Here is a 14,961-nt window from a genome sequence, read left to right on the forward strand (position 1 = left end):
GCTGAATGAGTGGATGGGTTCAGCCTACGGGGCTGCATGTTTTCTGGAAACTGAATAATATTAAGCAATACATTCACGATTGGAGAATGACTTGGACCTGGTGCAGCTGGAAATCTTCAAGGCCGTTGCCGAGCAAGGCAGCATCAGCGCCGCCGCGCAGTTGATTCATCGCGTGCCGTCGAACCTGACCACGCGCATCAAGCAACTGGAGCAGGACCTGGGCGTTGAGTTGTTTATCCGTGAGAAGAGCCGCCTGCGCCTGTCGCCGGCCGGGTGGAATTTCCTCGGCTACACGCGGCGCATTCTTGATCTGGTGCAGGAAGCCCGCGCCACGGTGGCGGGGGAGGAGCCCCAGGGCGCGTTTGCGCTGGGTTCGCTGGAGAGCACGGCGGCGGTGCGCATTCCGGCGTTGCTCGCGGCGTATAACCAGAAGCACGCCAAGGTTGAGCTGGACCTGAGCACCGGGCCGTCCGGCACGATGATCGAGGGCGTGTTGTCGGGACGCCTGGCGGCCGCGTTTGTCGACGGGCCGGTGCTGCATGCCACGCTGGAAGGCGTGCCGGTGTTTGAGGAGGAGATGGTGGTCATTGCGCCGCTGCACCATGCGCCGATCACGCGCGGGCAGGATGTGGCGGGGGAGAGCATCTATACGTTTCGCTCGAACTGCTCGTATCGCCATCACTTCGAGCGCTGGTTCTCACAGGATGGCGCGGTGCCGGGCAAGATCTTTGAAATGGAGTCTTATCACGGCATGCTCGCCTGCGTCAGTGCCGGGGCCGGCCTGGCGCTGATGCCGCGCAGCATGCTGGAGAGCATGCCAGGGTTCACGGCGGTGAGTGTGTGGCCGCTGAGCGACGCGTTCCGCATCCTCAATACCTGGCTGATCTGGCGCCGGGGCACGGTGTCGCAGAGCTTGAACAGTTTTGTGAAGCTGTTGGAGGAACGTGGTCTGGTAGCCACTTAGATCTAATGTGGGAGCTGGCTGGCCTACGATGGCGGTGTATCAGCCAAGGCCGTGCAGGCTGGGCTGACGCCATCGCAGGCCTGCCAGCTCCCACCGGTTGATCGTGTTTTCAGCCGCCAAATTGCAGGGTGCCCATGGCGAGTTTTGCCATGATGGCCGTGGCGCCCAGTTGCACCAACCAAAGAGCCAGGCCACCGAGGAACACACCCAGTGCCACTTGCAGCACCAGGCTTTTCTGGCGCTTGGCTTGCGGCGCGCGCGGGGTGAAGTCATGCAGTTCGTCGCGGTCGGCACGCAGGTCCAGGTCGTCGTTTCTCATAAGGCTCTCACAGCAAAGGGGCAGTTGGGGTTCAGTCTAGGGCTGGTCGCGGCAAGCAGCGAGGTTTTCCTCTTGTGGCGAGCGGGCTTGCCCCGCGTTGGGCTGCGCAGTGGCCCCTTGTTCAGGCACCGGGTTCTTTCAGTAAGTTCACGGGGGGGCTTTATGGAGCTGCTTCGCAGCCCAACGCGGGGCAAGCCCGCTCGCCACAGGAGGCCTGTTTGCCACGGGAAGCCTGCTGGCGACAAAAAAGGGGAAGCCATTGAATGACTTCCCCTTTGTCACAACCGTTGCAGGCTTACAGCACCTGAACAATCGCTTTGGTCACTGCACCAATGTTGGACTGGTTCAGCGCCGCTACGCAGATGCGGCCGGTGTCGAGCGCGTAGATACCAAACTCGGTACGCAGGCGGGTGACTTGCTCCACGGTCAGGCCGGAGTAGGAGAACATCCCACGCTGGCGGCCAACGAAGCTGAAGTCGTGACCTGGGGCAGCCTTGGCCAGTTCAGCCACCATCTGCTCACGCATGCCACGGATGCGCAGGCGCATTTCGGCCAGTTCCGCTTCCCACTGGGCGCGCAGCTCAGGGTTGTTCAGCACCGCCGCCACAATCGCCGCGCCGTGGGTCGGCGGGTTGGAATAGTTGGTGCGGATTACGCGCTTGACCTGGGACAGGATGCGCGCGCTTTCTTCCTTGGATTCGCTGACGATCGACAGCGCACCTACGCGTTCGCCGTACAGCGAGAACGACTTGGAGAACGAGCTGGACACAAAGAAGGTCAGGCCCGACTCAGCAAACAGGCGCACGGCTGCGGCGTCTTCGTGGATGCCATCGCCAAAGCCCTGGTAGGCCATGTCGAGGAACGGCACCAGGTTCTTTGCCTTGACCACGTCCAGCACGTTTTGCCAGTCGGCCGGGCTCAGGTCGACGCCGGTCGGGTTGTGGCAGCAGGCGTGCAGCACCACGATGGACTGTGGCGGCAGGGCGTTGAGGTCTTCGAGCAGGCCGGCACGGTTGACGTCGTGGGTGGCGGCGTCGTAGTAGCGGTAGGTTTGCACCGGGAAGCCGGCTTTTTCGAACAGCGCCTGGTGGTTTTCCCAGCTCGGGTCGCTGATGGCAACCACGGCGTTGGGCAGCAGTTGCTTGAGGAAGTCGGCGCCGATCTTCAGCGCGCCGGTGCCGCCGACGGCTTGCGCGGTGATCACACGGCCAGCGCTGAGCAGGGGCGAGTCGGCGCCGAACAGCAGCTTTTGCACGGCCTGGTCGTAGGCAACGATGCCGTCGATCGGCAAGTAGCCACGGGCGGCGTGTTGCGCCACGCGAATGGCTTCCGCTTCGGCAACGGCACGCAAGAGTGGAATCTTCCCCTCCTCGTTGCAGTAAACGCCCACGCCAAGGTTGACCTTGGTGGTTCGTGTGTCGGCGTTGAATGCTTCGTTGAGGCCCAGGATTGGATCGCGTGGTGCCATTTCGACAGCGGAGAACAGGCTCATTTTTGCGGCAGCTCTATGGGGGAATGGAGGGACGTGTCGCGCTCCAGCCGAATGCACTAGAGCGGTGCACAAACGGGGAGCTAGTATAGAGGCCATCCAGGCTCAGGGCGACAACCGAAACGGCTTTTCGGCCAAGTTTTTCGGTTTATTTGCCGACCGTTAGTCTTATTGCAACATGGGGCGGCGACGGCAGGTAGGACGATTGCCTTGAAACCCGTCACATTCGCCTCCACTTCTACAGCTATCATGGTTTTTTCCTGCAACCTGCGTTGACTATTCGCGGGTTGCTGAGCTTTTTCGTCCCTGGCGGTTTCGAGTCTGGGGTGACTACACGAGGTACGTTATGTCGGATTTCCAGCTCGTCACCCGCTTTGAACCCGCCGGCGATCAACCCGAAGCCATTCGCCTGATGGTTGAAGGCATTGAAGCCGGCCTGGCGCACCAGACGCTGCTTGGGGTGACCGGTTCAGGCAAGACCTTCAGCATTGCCAATGTGATTGCGCAGACCAATCGCCCGACCCTGGTGCTGGCGCCGAACAAAACCCTGGCCGCCCAGCTGTATGGCGAGTTCAAGGCGTTTTTCCCGAACAACGCGGTGGAGTACTTCGTTTCCTACTACGACTACTACCAACCCGAAGCCTACGTGCCATCCTCTGACACCTTCATCGAGAAGGACGCGTCGATCAACGACCACATCGAGCAGATGCGGTTGTCGGCGACCAAGGCGCTGCTGGAACGCAAGGACGCGATCATCGTCACCACGGTGTCGTGCATCTACGGCCTGGGTAGCCCGGAAACCTATTTGAAGATGGTGCTGCACGTCGATCGTGGCGACAAACTCGACCAGCGCGAGCTGCTGCGGCGCCTGACGAGCTTGCAGTACACCCGCAATGACATGGACTTTGCCCGCGCCACCTTCCGTGTGCGCGGCGATGTGATCGACATCTACCCGGCCGAATCCGACCTGGAAGCGATTCGCATCGAGCTGTTCGACGATGAAGTCGAAAGCCTGTCGGCCTTCGACCCGTTGACCGGTGAGGTGATTCGCAAGCTGCCGCGCTTCACCTTCTACCCCAAAAGCCACTACGTAACGCCGCGCGAAACACTGATGGGCGCCATCGAAGGCATCAAGGCCGAACTGGTGGAGCGCCTGGATTACCTGCGCGCCAACAACAAGCTGGTGGAGGCCCAGCGCCTGGAGCAGCGCACGCGGTTCGACCTGGAAATGATTCTGGAGCTGGGTTACTGCAACGGCATCGAAAACTACTCGCGCTACCTCTCGGGTCGCGAATCCGGGCAGGCGCCGCCCACCTTGTTCGATTACCTGCCGGATGACGCCTTGCTGGTGATCGACGAGTCCCACGTCAGCGTGCCGCAGGTGGGCGCGATGTACAAAGGTGACCGCTCGCGTAAGGAAACCTTGGTGGAATACGGTTTCCGCCTGCCGTCGGCACTGGACAACCGGCCGATGCGTTTCGACGAGTTTGAAAGCATCAGCCCGCAGACGATCTTCGTCTCGGCCACGCCAGGTAACTACGAAGCTGAACACGCGGGCCGCGTGATTGAGCAACTGGTGCGCCCGACAGGCCTTGTGGACCCACAAATCGAAATCCGCCCGGCGCTGACCCAGGTCGATGACTTACTGTCGGAAATCACCAAGCGCGTGGCCCTGGAAGAGCGGGTGCTGGTGACCACGCTGACCAAGCGCATGTCCGAAGATTTGACCGATTACCTGGCCGACCATGGCGTGCGCGTGCGCTATTTGCACTCGGACATCGACACCGTGGAGCGCGTCGAGATCATCCGCGACCTGCGCCTGGGCACCTTTGATGTGCTGGTGGGCATCAACCTGTTGCGTGAAGGGTTGGACATGCCGGAGGTGTCGCTGGTGGCGATTCTGGACGCCGACAAGGAAGGCTTCCTGCGCTCCGAGCGCTCGCTGATCCAGACCATCGGCCGGGCGGCGCGTAACCTCAATGGCCGGGCGATTCTGTACGCGGACCGTATCACCGGCTCCATGGAACGCGCGATTGGCGAGACCGAACGTCGCCGTGACAAGCAGATCGCGTTCAACCTGGAGAACGGCATCATCCCCAAAGGCGTGTTCAAGGACGTCGCCGACATCATGGAAGGCGCCACCGTACCCGGCTCGCGCAGCAAGAAGCGCAAAGGCATGGCCAAGGCCGCTGAAGAAAGCGCCAAGTACGAGAACGAATTGCGCTCGCCGAGTGAGATCACCAAGCGTATCCGGCAGTTGGAAGAGAAGATGTACCAGCTGGCGCGCGACCTTGAGTTTGAAGCGGCGGCGCAGATGCGCGACGAGATCGGCAAATTGCGCGAGCGGTTGCTGGCTGTTTGATTTTGCGCTGACGGTAGTGGCCTCATCGCAGGCAAGCCAGCTCCCACAGTTGACCGATTTCCAGCATGAGAATGCGGTCGAATGTGGGAGCGGGCTTGCTCGCGAATGGCGGCACCGCGGTCCACCAGAATCACCCACGCTGGAGCCCAACCACCCCAGGCTGTTACCATTCGCCCCTTGTTTCAATTTTCAGTTATATCGCCCATTCGAGACCTGCCATGACCACCGTCCGCACGCGCATTGCGCCATCGCCTACTGGGGATCCCCACGTCGGCACTGCTTACATCGCCCTGTTCAACTACTGCTTTGCCAAGCAGCACGGCGGTGAATTCATCCTGCGGATCGAAGACACCGATCAACTGCGTTCGACCCGTGAGTCGGAACAGCAGATTTTCGATGCCTTGCGCTGGCTGGGCATCACCTGGGCCGAAGGCCCGGACGTCGGCGGCCCGCACGGCCCGTATCGTCAGAGCGAGCGCAGCGACATCTACAAGCAGTACACCCAGCAATTGGTCGACATGGGCCATGCGTTCCCGTGCTTCTGCACCGCCGAAGAACTCGACCAGATGCGTGCCGAGCAACAGGCCCGTGGCGAAACCCCGCGTTACGACGGCCGTGCGCTGCTGCTGTCCAAAGAAGAAGTGGCCCAGCGCCTGGCTGCCGGTGAGCCTCACGTGATCCGCATGAAAGTGCCGAGCGAAGGCGTGTGCGTGGTGCCGGACATGCTGCGCGGTGACGTCGAAATTCCGTGGGACCGCATGGACATGCAGGTGTTGATGAAGACCGACGGCCTGCCGACGTACTTCCTGGCCAACGTGGTCGACGACCACCTGATGGGCATCACCCACGTGCTGCGCGGCGAAGAATGGCTGCCGTCGGCGCCGAAACTGATCCTGCTCTACGAATACTTCGGCTGGGAACAGCCGCAGCTATGCTACATGCCGCTGCTGCGTAACCCGGACAAGAGCAAGCTGTCCAAGCGCAAGAACCCGACCTCGGTGACGTTCTACGAGCGCATGGGCTTCATGCCCGAAGCGATGCTCAACTACCTGGGCCGCATGGGCTGGTCGATGCCGGACGAGCGTGAGAAGTTCTCGCTGCAGGAAATGGTCGACAACTTCGACCTGTCCCGCGTATCCCTGGGCGGGCCGATTTTCGATATCGAGAAGCTGTCGTGGCTCAACGGCCAGTGGCTGCGTGACCTGCCGGTAGAAGAATTCGCCAGCCGTGTGCAGCAGTGGGCGTTGAACCCCGAGTACATGATGAAGATCGCGCCGTTGGTGCAGGGCAGGGTGGAGACGTTCAGCCAGGTTGCTCCGTTGGCCAGCTTCTTCTTTGCCGGTGGCGTGAACCCGGATGCCACGTTGTTTGAGTCCAAGAAGCTCTCGGGCGATCAGGTTCGCCAACTGATGCAATTGATCCTGTGGAAGCTCGAAAGCCTGCGTCAGTGGGAGAAGGATGCAATCACTGCGACGATTCAGGCGGTGGTCGAGTCCCTTGAGCTGAAACTGCGCGATGCCATGCCTCTGATGTTTGCAGCGATCACCGGGCAGGCCAGTTCGGTGTCGGTACTGGATGCGATGGAAATTCTCGGCCCGGACCTGACGCGTTTCCGTCTGCGCCAAGCCCTTGATTTGCTTGGTGGTGTGTCGAAGAAAGAAAACAAAGAGTGGGAAAAGCTGCTGGGCGCTATCGCTTAAGTCGGCTGTTGTTACGACGAAACCCCGGTTTTCCGGGGTTTCGTCGGTAAGTGATTGTTATCCCGGCAAAAAATTTTGGAAATAGTTGAAAATAAATTTGACACGTTTCCAAACCGCCATTAAGATTCGCCCCGTCCTCACCGATGAGGGGCTATAGCTCAGCTGGGAGAGCGCTTGCATGGCATGCAAGAGGTCAACGGTTCGATCCCGTTTAGCTCCACCAATTTACAGGTTCAAGGTCTGGCCACACCGTCCTTGAATTGATCAGCTCTCAGCGCTGATCAGATGTACAGAAGGTTTTGTCCCCTTCGTCTAGTGGCCTAGGACACCGCCCTTTCACGGCGGTAACAGGGGTTCGAGTCCCCTAGGGGACGCCAGTTTCAACAAGCAGCTCGAAAGGTCTGCTGCGTCGCGAGACGAAAAATCCGGGGCTATAGCTCAGCTGGGAGAGCGCTTGCATGGCATGCAAGAGGTCAACGGTTCGATCCCGTTTAGCTCCACCAATTTACAGGTTCAAGGTCTGGCCACACCGTCCTTGAATCGATCAGCTCTCAGCGCTGGTTAGTTGTATAGAAGGTTTGTGTCCCCTTCGTCTAGTGGCCTAGGACACCGCCCTTTCACGGCGGTAACAGGGGTTCGAGTCCCCTAGGGGACGCCACGATTACCCGCTCTGCGGGATTTTTAAGGGTCATTCAATTATTGAATGGCCCTTTTGTTTGTCTGGCGTTTGGGTTTTCGCGCAGCCGTTTACGGCATCCTGCGTACCACGTTGGCGGTGCGCAGGGATTTGTTGATGCGCGCCAGCTCTTTTTGCTGATCAACCTGTGGGCCTCTGTTCTGGGCATTCTCCAGCGCGACGTTCCACATTTCGACGCGAATGCCGGGCAAGCGTGAAATCGCACGCAGGCAGCCCTGGTCTATTTCGTCGTTGGGGTGGTAGATATTCGCGGTTTCAATCACCAGCCGGGTGTTTGGAAAGCGCAGCAGGATGTCTTCCATGAACTGCTTGAACAGCACGCAGCATTGCCGACACGGTGAGTTGTTGATGCTCACCACGATCTCCTGATACCCCGCATCGAATACCCAGTCATTGGCACGCAGGGCCTCCAGGAAGTTGGCCTCGGCATGCCCGTCGGCGTCGTTGAAGAATTTGCCAAACGGCTGGTTGCCCACGCCTTCGCCTTCAACCTTGGCGATCAGCACCGTGCGAAAGCCGCTGATGAAGTTCGCGGTGTACTCGTTGGCGAACACGTAGGGGGCTTCTCCGGCTACCCACGCGCAGTTCTGGTTTTGCTGCCGCCAGGCCATGTCGTTCTCTCCGATGTGCAGTTCATTGCAATGAGAACGGCTGGGGCGAGCGATTTATTCCCTTGATGTGATCTGTGCTGCTCGGACGAGCGGTCATGCGGGTGGCTTGCGAAATATTATTATGGTAATAATATTCAACCCATGAGAGACGGAGGCAACGATGAGCGATAAAAAAGCGCAAACCCGCGAACGCATTTTGCAGGCTGCCAGCGCGGCGTTGATCCAGCGCGGCCCGGCCGAACCGAGTGTCGGCGAAGTCATGGGCGCGGCGGGGCTTACGGTCGGCGGTTTCTACGCGCACTTTGAAAGCAAGGACGCGTTGATGCTGGAGGCCTTCACCCAGTTGCTCGCCCGGCGGCGCGCGTCGATTGACGACATGGACGCGCAACTCACCGGTGAAGAGCGCAGAGGCCTGGTGGCGGCGTTTTATCTGTCGCGCAAGCACCGTGACTCCACGGACCAGGCCTGCCCGATACCAGCCACCGTGGGCGAGATGAGCCGCTTGCCGGATGAGTTCCGCCAGGCGCTCAACGAGCACACGGAGCTGATGGCCGCGCAGTTGGCCGCCAGCCCTGAGGACACCGACAAAGCCCTGGCGGATATGGCCTTGATGATTGGCGGCCTGGCTTTGGCTCGCGCGCTCGGGCCGGGCGAGTTGTCGGACCGCGTGTTGCGCGCGGCCAAATCGGCGGTGCGCTGAAAAAGGAGTCGCCTGATGGGCGCGTTGACCTGGATTCGAGGCTTTAATGGCACCGTCGGCCGCGTGGCGCCGCACCTGGTGGCCAGCAAGTTGCGCCGTACCTTCATGACGCCACGCACTCTGCCGCCGCGCGACTGGGAGTTGCCGCTGTTGGCGCAATCGGAGCGCATCACCTTGCGTTTCGGCTTGTCGGCGTTGCGTTGGGGCCAGGGCCCCGCCGTGCTGCTGATGCACGGCTGGGAAGGGCGGCCCACGCAGTTCGCCAGCCTGATCACGGCGTTGGTGGATGACGGCTATTCGGTGATTGCCCTGGACGGCCCGGCCCATGGCCGTTCACCGGGGCGCGAGGCGCATGTGCTGCTGTTCGCCCGCGCCATGCTCGACGCCGCCGCTGAGTTGCCGCCGTTGCACGCGGTGGTGGGGCATTCCATGGGCGGTGCCAGCGCGATGCTGGCGGTGCAACTGGGCCTGCGCACCGAGGCGCTGGTGAGCATTGCGGCGCCTTCGCGCTTTCTCGATGTGCTGCGCGGGTTCGCCGGCATGGTCGGGTTGCCGCCACGGGCGCGCTCGGCGTTTATCCAGGAAGTCGAATTGACCTTCGGCATGCCGCTCAAACACCTGGACGTGGCTCACTACCAGATGAATATCCCCGGTTTGATCGTGCACGCCGAAGACGACACCTTTGTGCCGGTCAGAGCCTCGCAAGCCATTCACGAGGCCTGGTTCGACAGCCGCCTGCTGCGACTGGAGCAAGGCGGGCACCAGAAAGTGCTGGCCGACCCGCGGGTGATCGAGGGTGTGCTTGCCCTGTTGGCCGGCCGCCGTCTACAGGCGCGGCAAACTGCCTGATACACTGCCCCGCCGACATCAATCGACTGGAGCAAGGCATGGGCTGGGATTTGGCAACGCCATTCATCATCGATCTGCAGGTTGGCGCTGAAGACATCGACGGCCTCGGGCACGCCAACAATGCGGTGTACGTATCCTGGCTGGAGCGCTGCGCCTGGCGCCATTCCCAGCGCCTGGGGCTGGACCTTACCGAATACCGCCGACTCGACCGCGCCATGGCCGTCGTGCGCCATGAGATCGACTACCTGGCGGCCGGCTACGAAGGTGATGAGCTGCAGCTGGCGACCTGGATCGTCGACTGGGACCAGCGCCTGAAAATGACCCGCCGTTTCCAGCTGGTCCGTCCTCGCGACGGCGCGACCTTGCTGCGCGCCCACACCACGTTTGTCTGCATCGAACTCTCCACGGGCAAACCCAAGCGTATGCCGGCCGAATTTCTCGACGGCTACGGTCCCGCGCTGACAGGGGGTTAACGTTTCTTGCAGGAAACCCAGTAAACTGCGCCACGATTTTTGTTGAGTGTTTTCCATGCAAATTGCTTTGGCGCCCATGGAGGGGTTGGTCGACAACATCCTGCGCGATGTGCTGACCCGCGTGGGCGGTATTGACTGGTGCGTGACCGAGTTCATCCGCGTCAACGACCGCCTGCTGACTCCCGCCTATTTCCACAAGCTCGCCCCGGAACTGTTGCACGGTGCCCACACCGCAGCGGGCGTGCCGCTGCGTGTGCAGTTGCTGGGTTCGGACCCGGTGTGCCTGGCCGAAAACGCCGCGCTGGCGTGCGAGCTGGGCTCCCAGGTGATTGACCTTAACTTCGGCTGCCCGGCCAAGACGGTCAACAAGTCGCGCGGCGGCGCCGTGCTGCTCAAGGAGCCGGAGCTGCTCAACCAGATTGTTGAACATGTGCGCCGTGCCGTGCCCGCGCATATCCCCGTGACCGCCAAGATGCGCCTTGGCTTCGACAGCCCGGACGGTGCGCTGGTGTGCGCCACGGCGCTGGCTGAAGGCGGCGCGGCGCATATCGTGGTGCATGCGCGTACCAAGACCGACGGCTACAAGCCGCCGGTCCACTGGGAATGGATCCCGCGGGTGCAGGACGTGGTCAACGTGCCGGTGTTCGCCAATGGGGATATCTGGAGCGTCGAAGACTGGAAGCGTTGCCGTGAAATCAGCGGCGCCGAAGACATCATGCTCGGCCGTGGCCTGGTGGCACGGCCTGACCTGGCGCGCCAAATTGTGGCAGCCAAGGCGGGCGAAGAAGTGGTGGAAATGACCTGGGCGCAGATGCAGCCGATGCTTCAGGCGTTCTGGAGCCAATCAGTGGCGCAACTGACTGAAAAGCAGGCACCGGGCCGGTTGAAGCAATGGCTGGCGATGCTGACGCGCAATTATCCCGAGGCGGTGGCGCTGTTTACCGCATTGCGGCGCGAGACGGATTTAAAACACGTCAGCCACCTGCTGGGCATGCAGCACCCCGTTGCAGCCTGATTGTTCACGTTCACTAAAAAAGGGTGCCATTGGCGCCCTTTTTTCGTATGTGGGCTAGCACAAAAGAGTGGCGAACAGGCGGTTTAATCTTGTCGGTGAGTTGCATGCCCGCAGTGTATTAACGGGTGTGACGATTCTTCAGCGTCACGAGGGGCTTGCGCCAAAGGCCCTGTCGCGATAGTTCATGCGGCAAAGTCTGATAACGCGCATTGGTTTCCTTATATGAGCTGCGATTAGCGGAACTCGATAGCCTAACTTTCCACGTAAGTAAGGACTGTGAAGCAACGTTGTTGTTCTCAGCTGTTGACACGCTCACTTCTCTGGCCCGCTGATCGGCCAGGCACTGTTAAATAAGGAATTGCTAAATGTCGCTGTCGGTTAATAATCCATCGTTCATGAAAGTTAATGCGTCTGTGCTGGATCGCAACAGTATTTCATCCGCTAAGTTGGCTGAAACAACAGACGTGCAGGTTTCCGGAGTGCGTGTTGCCACCACGCCACTGAGCACTGACAACGTCCGGTTCTCGCCCAACGAACTGATGATTCCGGGTACTGCGCTCATGCGGTTATTTGACATGCTCGAACAGGTTTTCAAGGCTATACGTGAAATGGTCTCCGGAAAGGATTTGACGCCCGCGCTGCTGTCCGGCCCAGGCGTTGTGCCAGACGCCAAGCCTGAGGCGCGCACATTGCCGGTGAGTTTCGATGTCGCCAAGCAGTCGAGTACGCCGGAGGTGGGCAACTTGCCGGCCGAACCGCAGGCGCCGCAGCCGCAAGCAAAGCGGCAGCTGATGGACGCTGCGGTACTAGTGCCCTCGGCACTCAAGGCGCCAGTGGCGCTGTCACATCAGCCCGCGTCCGAGCCGGCGATTACCGTGACGAATGACGGCAAGACCAACGTACACGTCAATGTGAATGCCGGTCATTGCCATTGCACGGATGCGCAGGCGGTTGTGAACAACGTGCCCCAACTAAAGCGTGTGCTGGATCTGTCGCCATTGCCTGAAACCGCCCCGCAGCCGGGGATCAAGCCAGGTGTGACACCGGACGTGAAGGCTGACATCACGCCAGAACCTGCCCCTGAGGTGCCCAACACGGTCACGCCTGAGGTCGAGTCGGGTACCAAGCCTGGCGTGCCGCCAGCGCCAAACACCGAGATCAAGCCAGACCACACACCGGCGGTGCCAGGCAGCGTCACGCCGGTGGTCACGCCAGAGCCAGCGCCCTCGGTGGTGCCGGACATCACTCCAAAGCCCTTGCCTGATACGCCGGTTCCGGACTTAACCAGCCCAGGCCCGGTTGAAGATCATTTTGATCCAAGAAACTGGCGGTTAAATACCAGGCCCGTGTTCAAGGCCTGATCGTCCCAAACCCGGTTTAACTTCTTGAAGAAAACAGGCACCTCTTTGGCTGTAAGTTGCAAAGAGGCGCCTGCCCATGGGGGGCATATGTCTAACTGTTTAATTAATAATATTGCGCGTGTCATCGATGTCAGGCAGGCGATCAATAGTGATTTAAGAAGTGCCAATCATCCAGTGGATATTCACTTGAACCTGATTGAACAAAAAACTGCGGCGACTATTTGTCGTCCCTCTGTCAGTCATTCAGAGCACCGGGTGCGCGGCGATAATGAACGCGATGCTGTTCAATCGTTTGCTGCGCTGTTGAGTTCTTTATTGACTCAGATACTGAGGGTGTTGTCGGCCGACAAAGATAAGCCCGTCCCCGTTATACCCACGCCACCGGTCAATCCGTCGGTGGTGCATGAGCCGATCACCCCCAGGCCCAATCCCGAAGCCGCGATCCCGTGCCTTTCAAACAAGCGCGGCGGTGCGAAGCCGGACAACATCTGGAGTGGGTTTCGCCAAGGCCCCGATGGCAACTGCGTAACGGTGTCGGCGATCAAGGCGGCGATGCACCGATTTGGCCAGAGCCCCACGGATATCTACCAGCACGTCACCCGCCTCAGCGGCGGTTATCGAGTAGTGATGCGCGATGATTTTCAGCTCACCCTGACTGACCGTGAATTGGCCGAAGGTGCGCGAGGCGCGAAGTTTAGAGGGCAGGACAAGGGCATGCTCAAGGATGCGCAATTTCTGTTTGCGGTCAGTGCCAAGCGCGCACAGATGGAAAACAACGATTACACGGCGGGCAGAAGTTATCAGGCTGCGATTCGCAGCCTGAACAACGGTGAGGATGAGCATGGGCCGGGGGAGGGGTTCATGCGACTGGGGCTGCGCAAGCACATGAAAACGGTCTCTGTGCGCGAGCTCGCCCGTGGGCAATTGGGCATGTGCAATCGCACCGGGCATTCGGTGGCGGTGATCAACGGCCGCGAAGAGTTGTGGGGACGCAGGGGCGCCACGCCTGCCCGCGGTCAGGCGATAGCACTTTTCTAGGGCGCGACCACAGGCGATGCGGGCGGCTCACCCCATCGCAACGCCGCCCCGATTGTGTTTTGCAGGTTATTGCTTCGGTAAGTCTCAGGAATCAGTGAATGAATATCACAGCAAGTAATGGCCCAGGCTCGCCGGCCAACGGGTACGACGACGCGGCTTCGGTGTTTTCGTCAAAACGTGCGGGGGAAAAACCTGCGCAGATCATCCGTGCATTCAATGCGGCGCACGGCCAGTTTGGCGAGCACTTTGACACCAGCACCCACGCAGCCGTCATCAAACTGATGATGACAACCTTCGGGCAACACCCGGCTGGCATGTTCAATGCGCTGACTGCCACGGGCGATGGGTACCACATCACCATGAAGGACGAGTTCAAGGTTCAGTTGTCTCGCCAGGAGTTGGCGCAGGCGACGCAGGCCTCAAGGTTCAGCGGCGACGATAGCGGGGCAGTCAAGGATGCCAATTTTGTGTTCGCGGCGTTCGTAAAGCGCAAGCAACTGACCGGCAATTACCCGACGTTTGAAGCTGCGCTGGCAAAAACACTGGAGGGCGAGACCGTCCAGCGGTGTTTGCAGGGCATGGGCCTGTTCGGCCTGTGCCAGTACGTGCCGTCAAGTGCCATGCAGGCAAAGGGCGCGGTGGGGGTCATGGGGACGCACAACTTTGGCTCGGCGCTGGTGATGGAGGGCGTAAGCCATCATTACCACGAGCGGCGCACGGTCAAGCAGGGTTACGGGTACGTGTTGTTCGACGACAAACCGGTGGCCCCCGACAACGCCAGGCAGGTGTCCGATGTGGTGTCCGGCATGACGCCCGAACAGATCTGGGGTGGTTTTTATCAGGGCGTGGAAGGCAATTGCGTCACGGTGTCGGCGATCAAGGCGGCGATCATCCGGTTCTGGCAGGACCCTCAGGGGATCTATAAGCGCATCCAAGTCACCGCCGACGGTTTTGAGGTGGTCATGAGGGACTCCTTCACGCTGACGGTGACCCATGATGAACTGCGCCAGGCCATCGTCGCGTCAAACTTCCACGGCAGTAATACGCAGCTGATCAATTACGCCAACTTCTTGTACGCGGTCAGCGCCAAGCGCGCGCACATGGAAAATAACGACATGCGCGCCGGGCAGAGCTATGCAACGGCCCTGCACACCCTCAACGACGGCGAGTACCCGGGGGAGGCGCTGCGGCGGCTTGGGTTGTACGCCTATATGCGTGAAAGCACGGTTGAAGAACTGGCCCGGGGCGCGGTCGGCACGCTGGCGGACACGGGCCACTCGGTCGCGGTCATCAATGGCGCGCTGGACTTCTATGGGCAAAAGCAGGACCTGGCGTCATCGCGATGGATGAACACCGGGTTTCGCGCATTGAAGCTCGTGTAAG

General features: G+C 60.5%; 13 protein-coding genes and 4 tRNA genes. 14 read left to right on the forward strand and 3 right to left on the reverse strand.

Annotated features, from left to right (window positions below; genetic code table 11):
- Positions 1–91: 91 nt before the first annotated feature.
- Positions 92–964 carry a putrescine utilization regulator PtrR gene (gene ptrR / locus AACW30_RS18230; protein ID WP_106576666.1) on the forward strand — a complete coding sequence of 291 codons (873 nt, stop codon included), beginning with the start codon at positions 92–94 and terminating at the stop codon, positions 962–964.
- A gap of 109 nt (positions 965–1,073) precedes the next feature.
- Here the strand turns inward: ptrR and AACW30_RS18235 are convergent, their stop codons facing one another.
- Positions 1,074–1,283 (reverse strand): hypothetical protein, encoded by a 210-nt coding sequence (locus AACW30_RS18235; protein ID WP_078738148.1) that lies wholly within the window; start codon positions 1,281–1,283, stop codon positions 1,074–1,076.
- Between the two features lie 295 nt (positions 1,284–1,578).
- Positions 1,579–2,775, reverse strand: a complete 1,197-nt coding sequence (locus AACW30_RS18240) for an amino acid aminotransferase (protein WP_200625563.1) — start codon at positions 2,773–2,775, stop codon at positions 1,579–1,581.
- 343 nt (positions 2,776–3,118) lie between these two features.
- On the opposite strand from AACW30_RS18240, the gene uvrB reads away from it, so the two are divergent.
- From uvrB to AACW30_RS18270, 6 genes are all read left to right on the forward strand, one after another.
- Complete coding sequence (gene uvrB, locus AACW30_RS18245) at positions 3,119–5,134, forward strand: excinuclease ABC subunit UvrB (protein WP_124418047.1); 2,016 nt, start codon at positions 3,119–3,121, stop codon at positions 5,132–5,134.
- 218 nt (positions 5,135–5,352) lie between these two features.
- Positions 5,353–6,834 (forward strand): glutamate--tRNA ligase, encoded by a 1,482-nt coding sequence (gene gltX / locus AACW30_RS18250; protein WP_124418046.1) that lies wholly within the window; start codon positions 5,353–5,355, stop codon positions 6,832–6,834.
- 147 nt (positions 6,835–6,981) lie between these two features.
- Positions 6,982–7,057: transfer RNA gene (locus AACW30_RS18255), tRNA-Ala, on the forward strand.
- A 78-nt stretch (positions 7,058–7,135) separates the two neighbouring features.
- Positions 7,136–7,211 (forward strand) — tRNA-Glu (locus tag AACW30_RS18260).
- A gap of 50 nt (positions 7,212–7,261) precedes the next feature.
- Positions 7,262–7,337 (forward strand) — tRNA-Ala (locus AACW30_RS18265).
- A gap of 79 nt (positions 7,338–7,416) precedes the next feature.
- Positions 7,417–7,492 (forward strand) — tRNA-Glu (locus AACW30_RS18270).
- A gap of 89 nt (positions 7,493–7,581) precedes the next feature.
- Here AACW30_RS18270 and AACW30_RS18275 read toward each other — a convergent pair.
- Entirely contained in the window at positions 7,582–8,142 is a 561-nt protein-coding gene (locus AACW30_RS18275; protein WP_106576671.1) for a hypothetical protein, read from the reverse strand.
- A gap of 160 nt (positions 8,143–8,302) precedes the next feature.
- Here AACW30_RS18275 and AACW30_RS18280 point away from each other — a divergent pair, with 160 nt between their 5' ends.
- The 7 genes from AACW30_RS18280 to AACW30_RS18310 all read left to right on the forward strand — a co-directional run bounded on the left by AACW30_RS18280 (position 8,303) and on the right by AACW30_RS18310 (position 14,960).
- On the forward strand, positions 8,303–8,842 hold the full coding sequence (locus tag AACW30_RS18280; RefSeq protein WP_083357717.1) for a TetR/AcrR family transcriptional regulator: 540 nt from the start codon (positions 8,303–8,305) through the stop codon (positions 8,840–8,842).
- A gap of 15 nt (positions 8,843–8,857) precedes the next feature.
- Entirely contained in the window at positions 8,858–9,691 is an 834-nt protein-coding gene (locus tag AACW30_RS18285) for an alpha/beta hydrolase (RefSeq protein ID WP_200625564.1), read from the forward strand.
- 38 nt (positions 9,692–9,729) lie between these two features.
- On the forward strand, positions 9,730–10,164 hold the full coding sequence (locus AACW30_RS18290) for an acyl-CoA thioesterase (protein ID WP_106576673.1): 435 nt from the start codon (positions 9,730–9,732) through the stop codon (positions 10,162–10,164).
- A gap of 55 nt (positions 10,165–10,219) precedes the next feature.
- Positions 10,220–11,179: a tRNA dihydrouridine synthase gene (locus AACW30_RS18295; protein ID WP_200625565.1), complete on the forward strand. Its 960-nt coding sequence runs from the start codon at positions 10,220–10,222 to the stop codon at positions 11,177–11,179.
- A gap of 365 nt (positions 11,180–11,544) precedes the next feature.
- Positions 11,545–12,540 carry a hypothetical protein gene (locus AACW30_RS18300; protein WP_200625566.1) on the forward strand — a complete coding sequence of 332 codons (996 nt, stop codon included), beginning with the start codon at positions 11,545–11,547 and terminating at the stop codon, positions 12,538–12,540.
- 87 nt (positions 12,541–12,627) lie between these two features.
- Positions 12,628–13,578 carry a CsgG/HfaB family protein gene (locus AACW30_RS18305; protein WP_234452749.1) on the forward strand — a complete coding sequence of 317 codons (951 nt, stop codon included), beginning with the start codon at positions 12,628–12,630 and terminating at the stop codon, positions 13,576–13,578.
- A 98-nt stretch (positions 13,579–13,676) separates the two neighbouring features.
- Entirely contained in the window at positions 13,677–14,960 is a 1,284-nt protein-coding gene (locus tag AACW30_RS18310; protein ID WP_200625567.1) for a hypothetical protein, read from the forward strand.
- Position 14,961 lies beyond the last annotated feature (1 nt).

The organism is Pseudomonas sp. MF6747 (assembly GCF_963890955.1).
Lineage (GTDB): Bacteria > Pseudomonadota > Gammaproteobacteria > Pseudomonadales > Pseudomonadaceae > Aquipseudomonas.

Bases quoted from the DNA above. Each gene is read 5' to 3' on its own strand.
- AACW30_RS18235 (WP_078738148.1), bottom strand. From the start codon at position 1,283: ATGAGAAACGACGACCTGGACCTGCGTGCCGACCGCGACGAACTGCAT.
- gltX (WP_124418046.1), top strand. From the start codon at position 5,353: ATGACCACCGTCCGCACGCGCATTGCGCCATCGCCTACTGGGGATCCC.
- AACW30_RS18240 (WP_200625563.1), bottom strand. From the start codon at position 2,775: ATGAGCCTGTTCTCCGCTGTCGAAATGGCACCACGCGATCCAATCCTG.
- AACW30_RS18295 (WP_200625565.1), top strand. From the start codon at position 10,220: ATGCAAATTGCTTTGGCGCCCATGGAGGGGTTGGTCGACAACATCCTG.
- uvrB (WP_124418047.1), top strand. From the start codon at position 3,119: ATGTCGGATTTCCAGCTCGTCACCCGCTTTGAACCCGCCGGCGATCAA.
- AACW30_RS18280 (WP_083357717.1), top strand. From the start codon at position 8,303: ATGAGCGATAAAAAAGCGCAAACCCGCGAACGCATTTTGCAGGCTGCC.
- AACW30_RS18300 (WP_200625566.1), top strand. From the start codon at position 11,545: ATGTCGCTGTCGGTTAATAATCCATCGTTCATGAAAGTTAATGCGTCT.
- AACW30_RS18305 (WP_234452749.1), top strand. From the start codon at position 12,628: ATGTCTAACTGTTTAATTAATAATATTGCGCGTGTCATCGATGTCAGG.
- AACW30_RS18275 (WP_106576671.1), bottom strand. From the start codon at position 8,142: ATGGCCTGGCGGCAGCAAAACCAGAACTGCGCGTGGGTAGCCGGAGAA.
- AACW30_RS18285 (WP_200625564.1), top strand. From the start codon at position 8,858: ATGGGCGCGTTGACCTGGATTCGAGGCTTTAATGGCACCGTCGGCCGC.
- AACW30_RS18310 (WP_200625567.1), top strand. From the start codon at position 13,677: ATGAATATCACAGCAAGTAATGGCCCAGGCTCGCCGGCCAACGGGTAC.
- AACW30_RS18290 (WP_106576673.1), top strand. From the start codon at position 9,730: ATGGGCTGGGATTTGGCAACGCCATTCATCATCGATCTGCAGGTTGGC.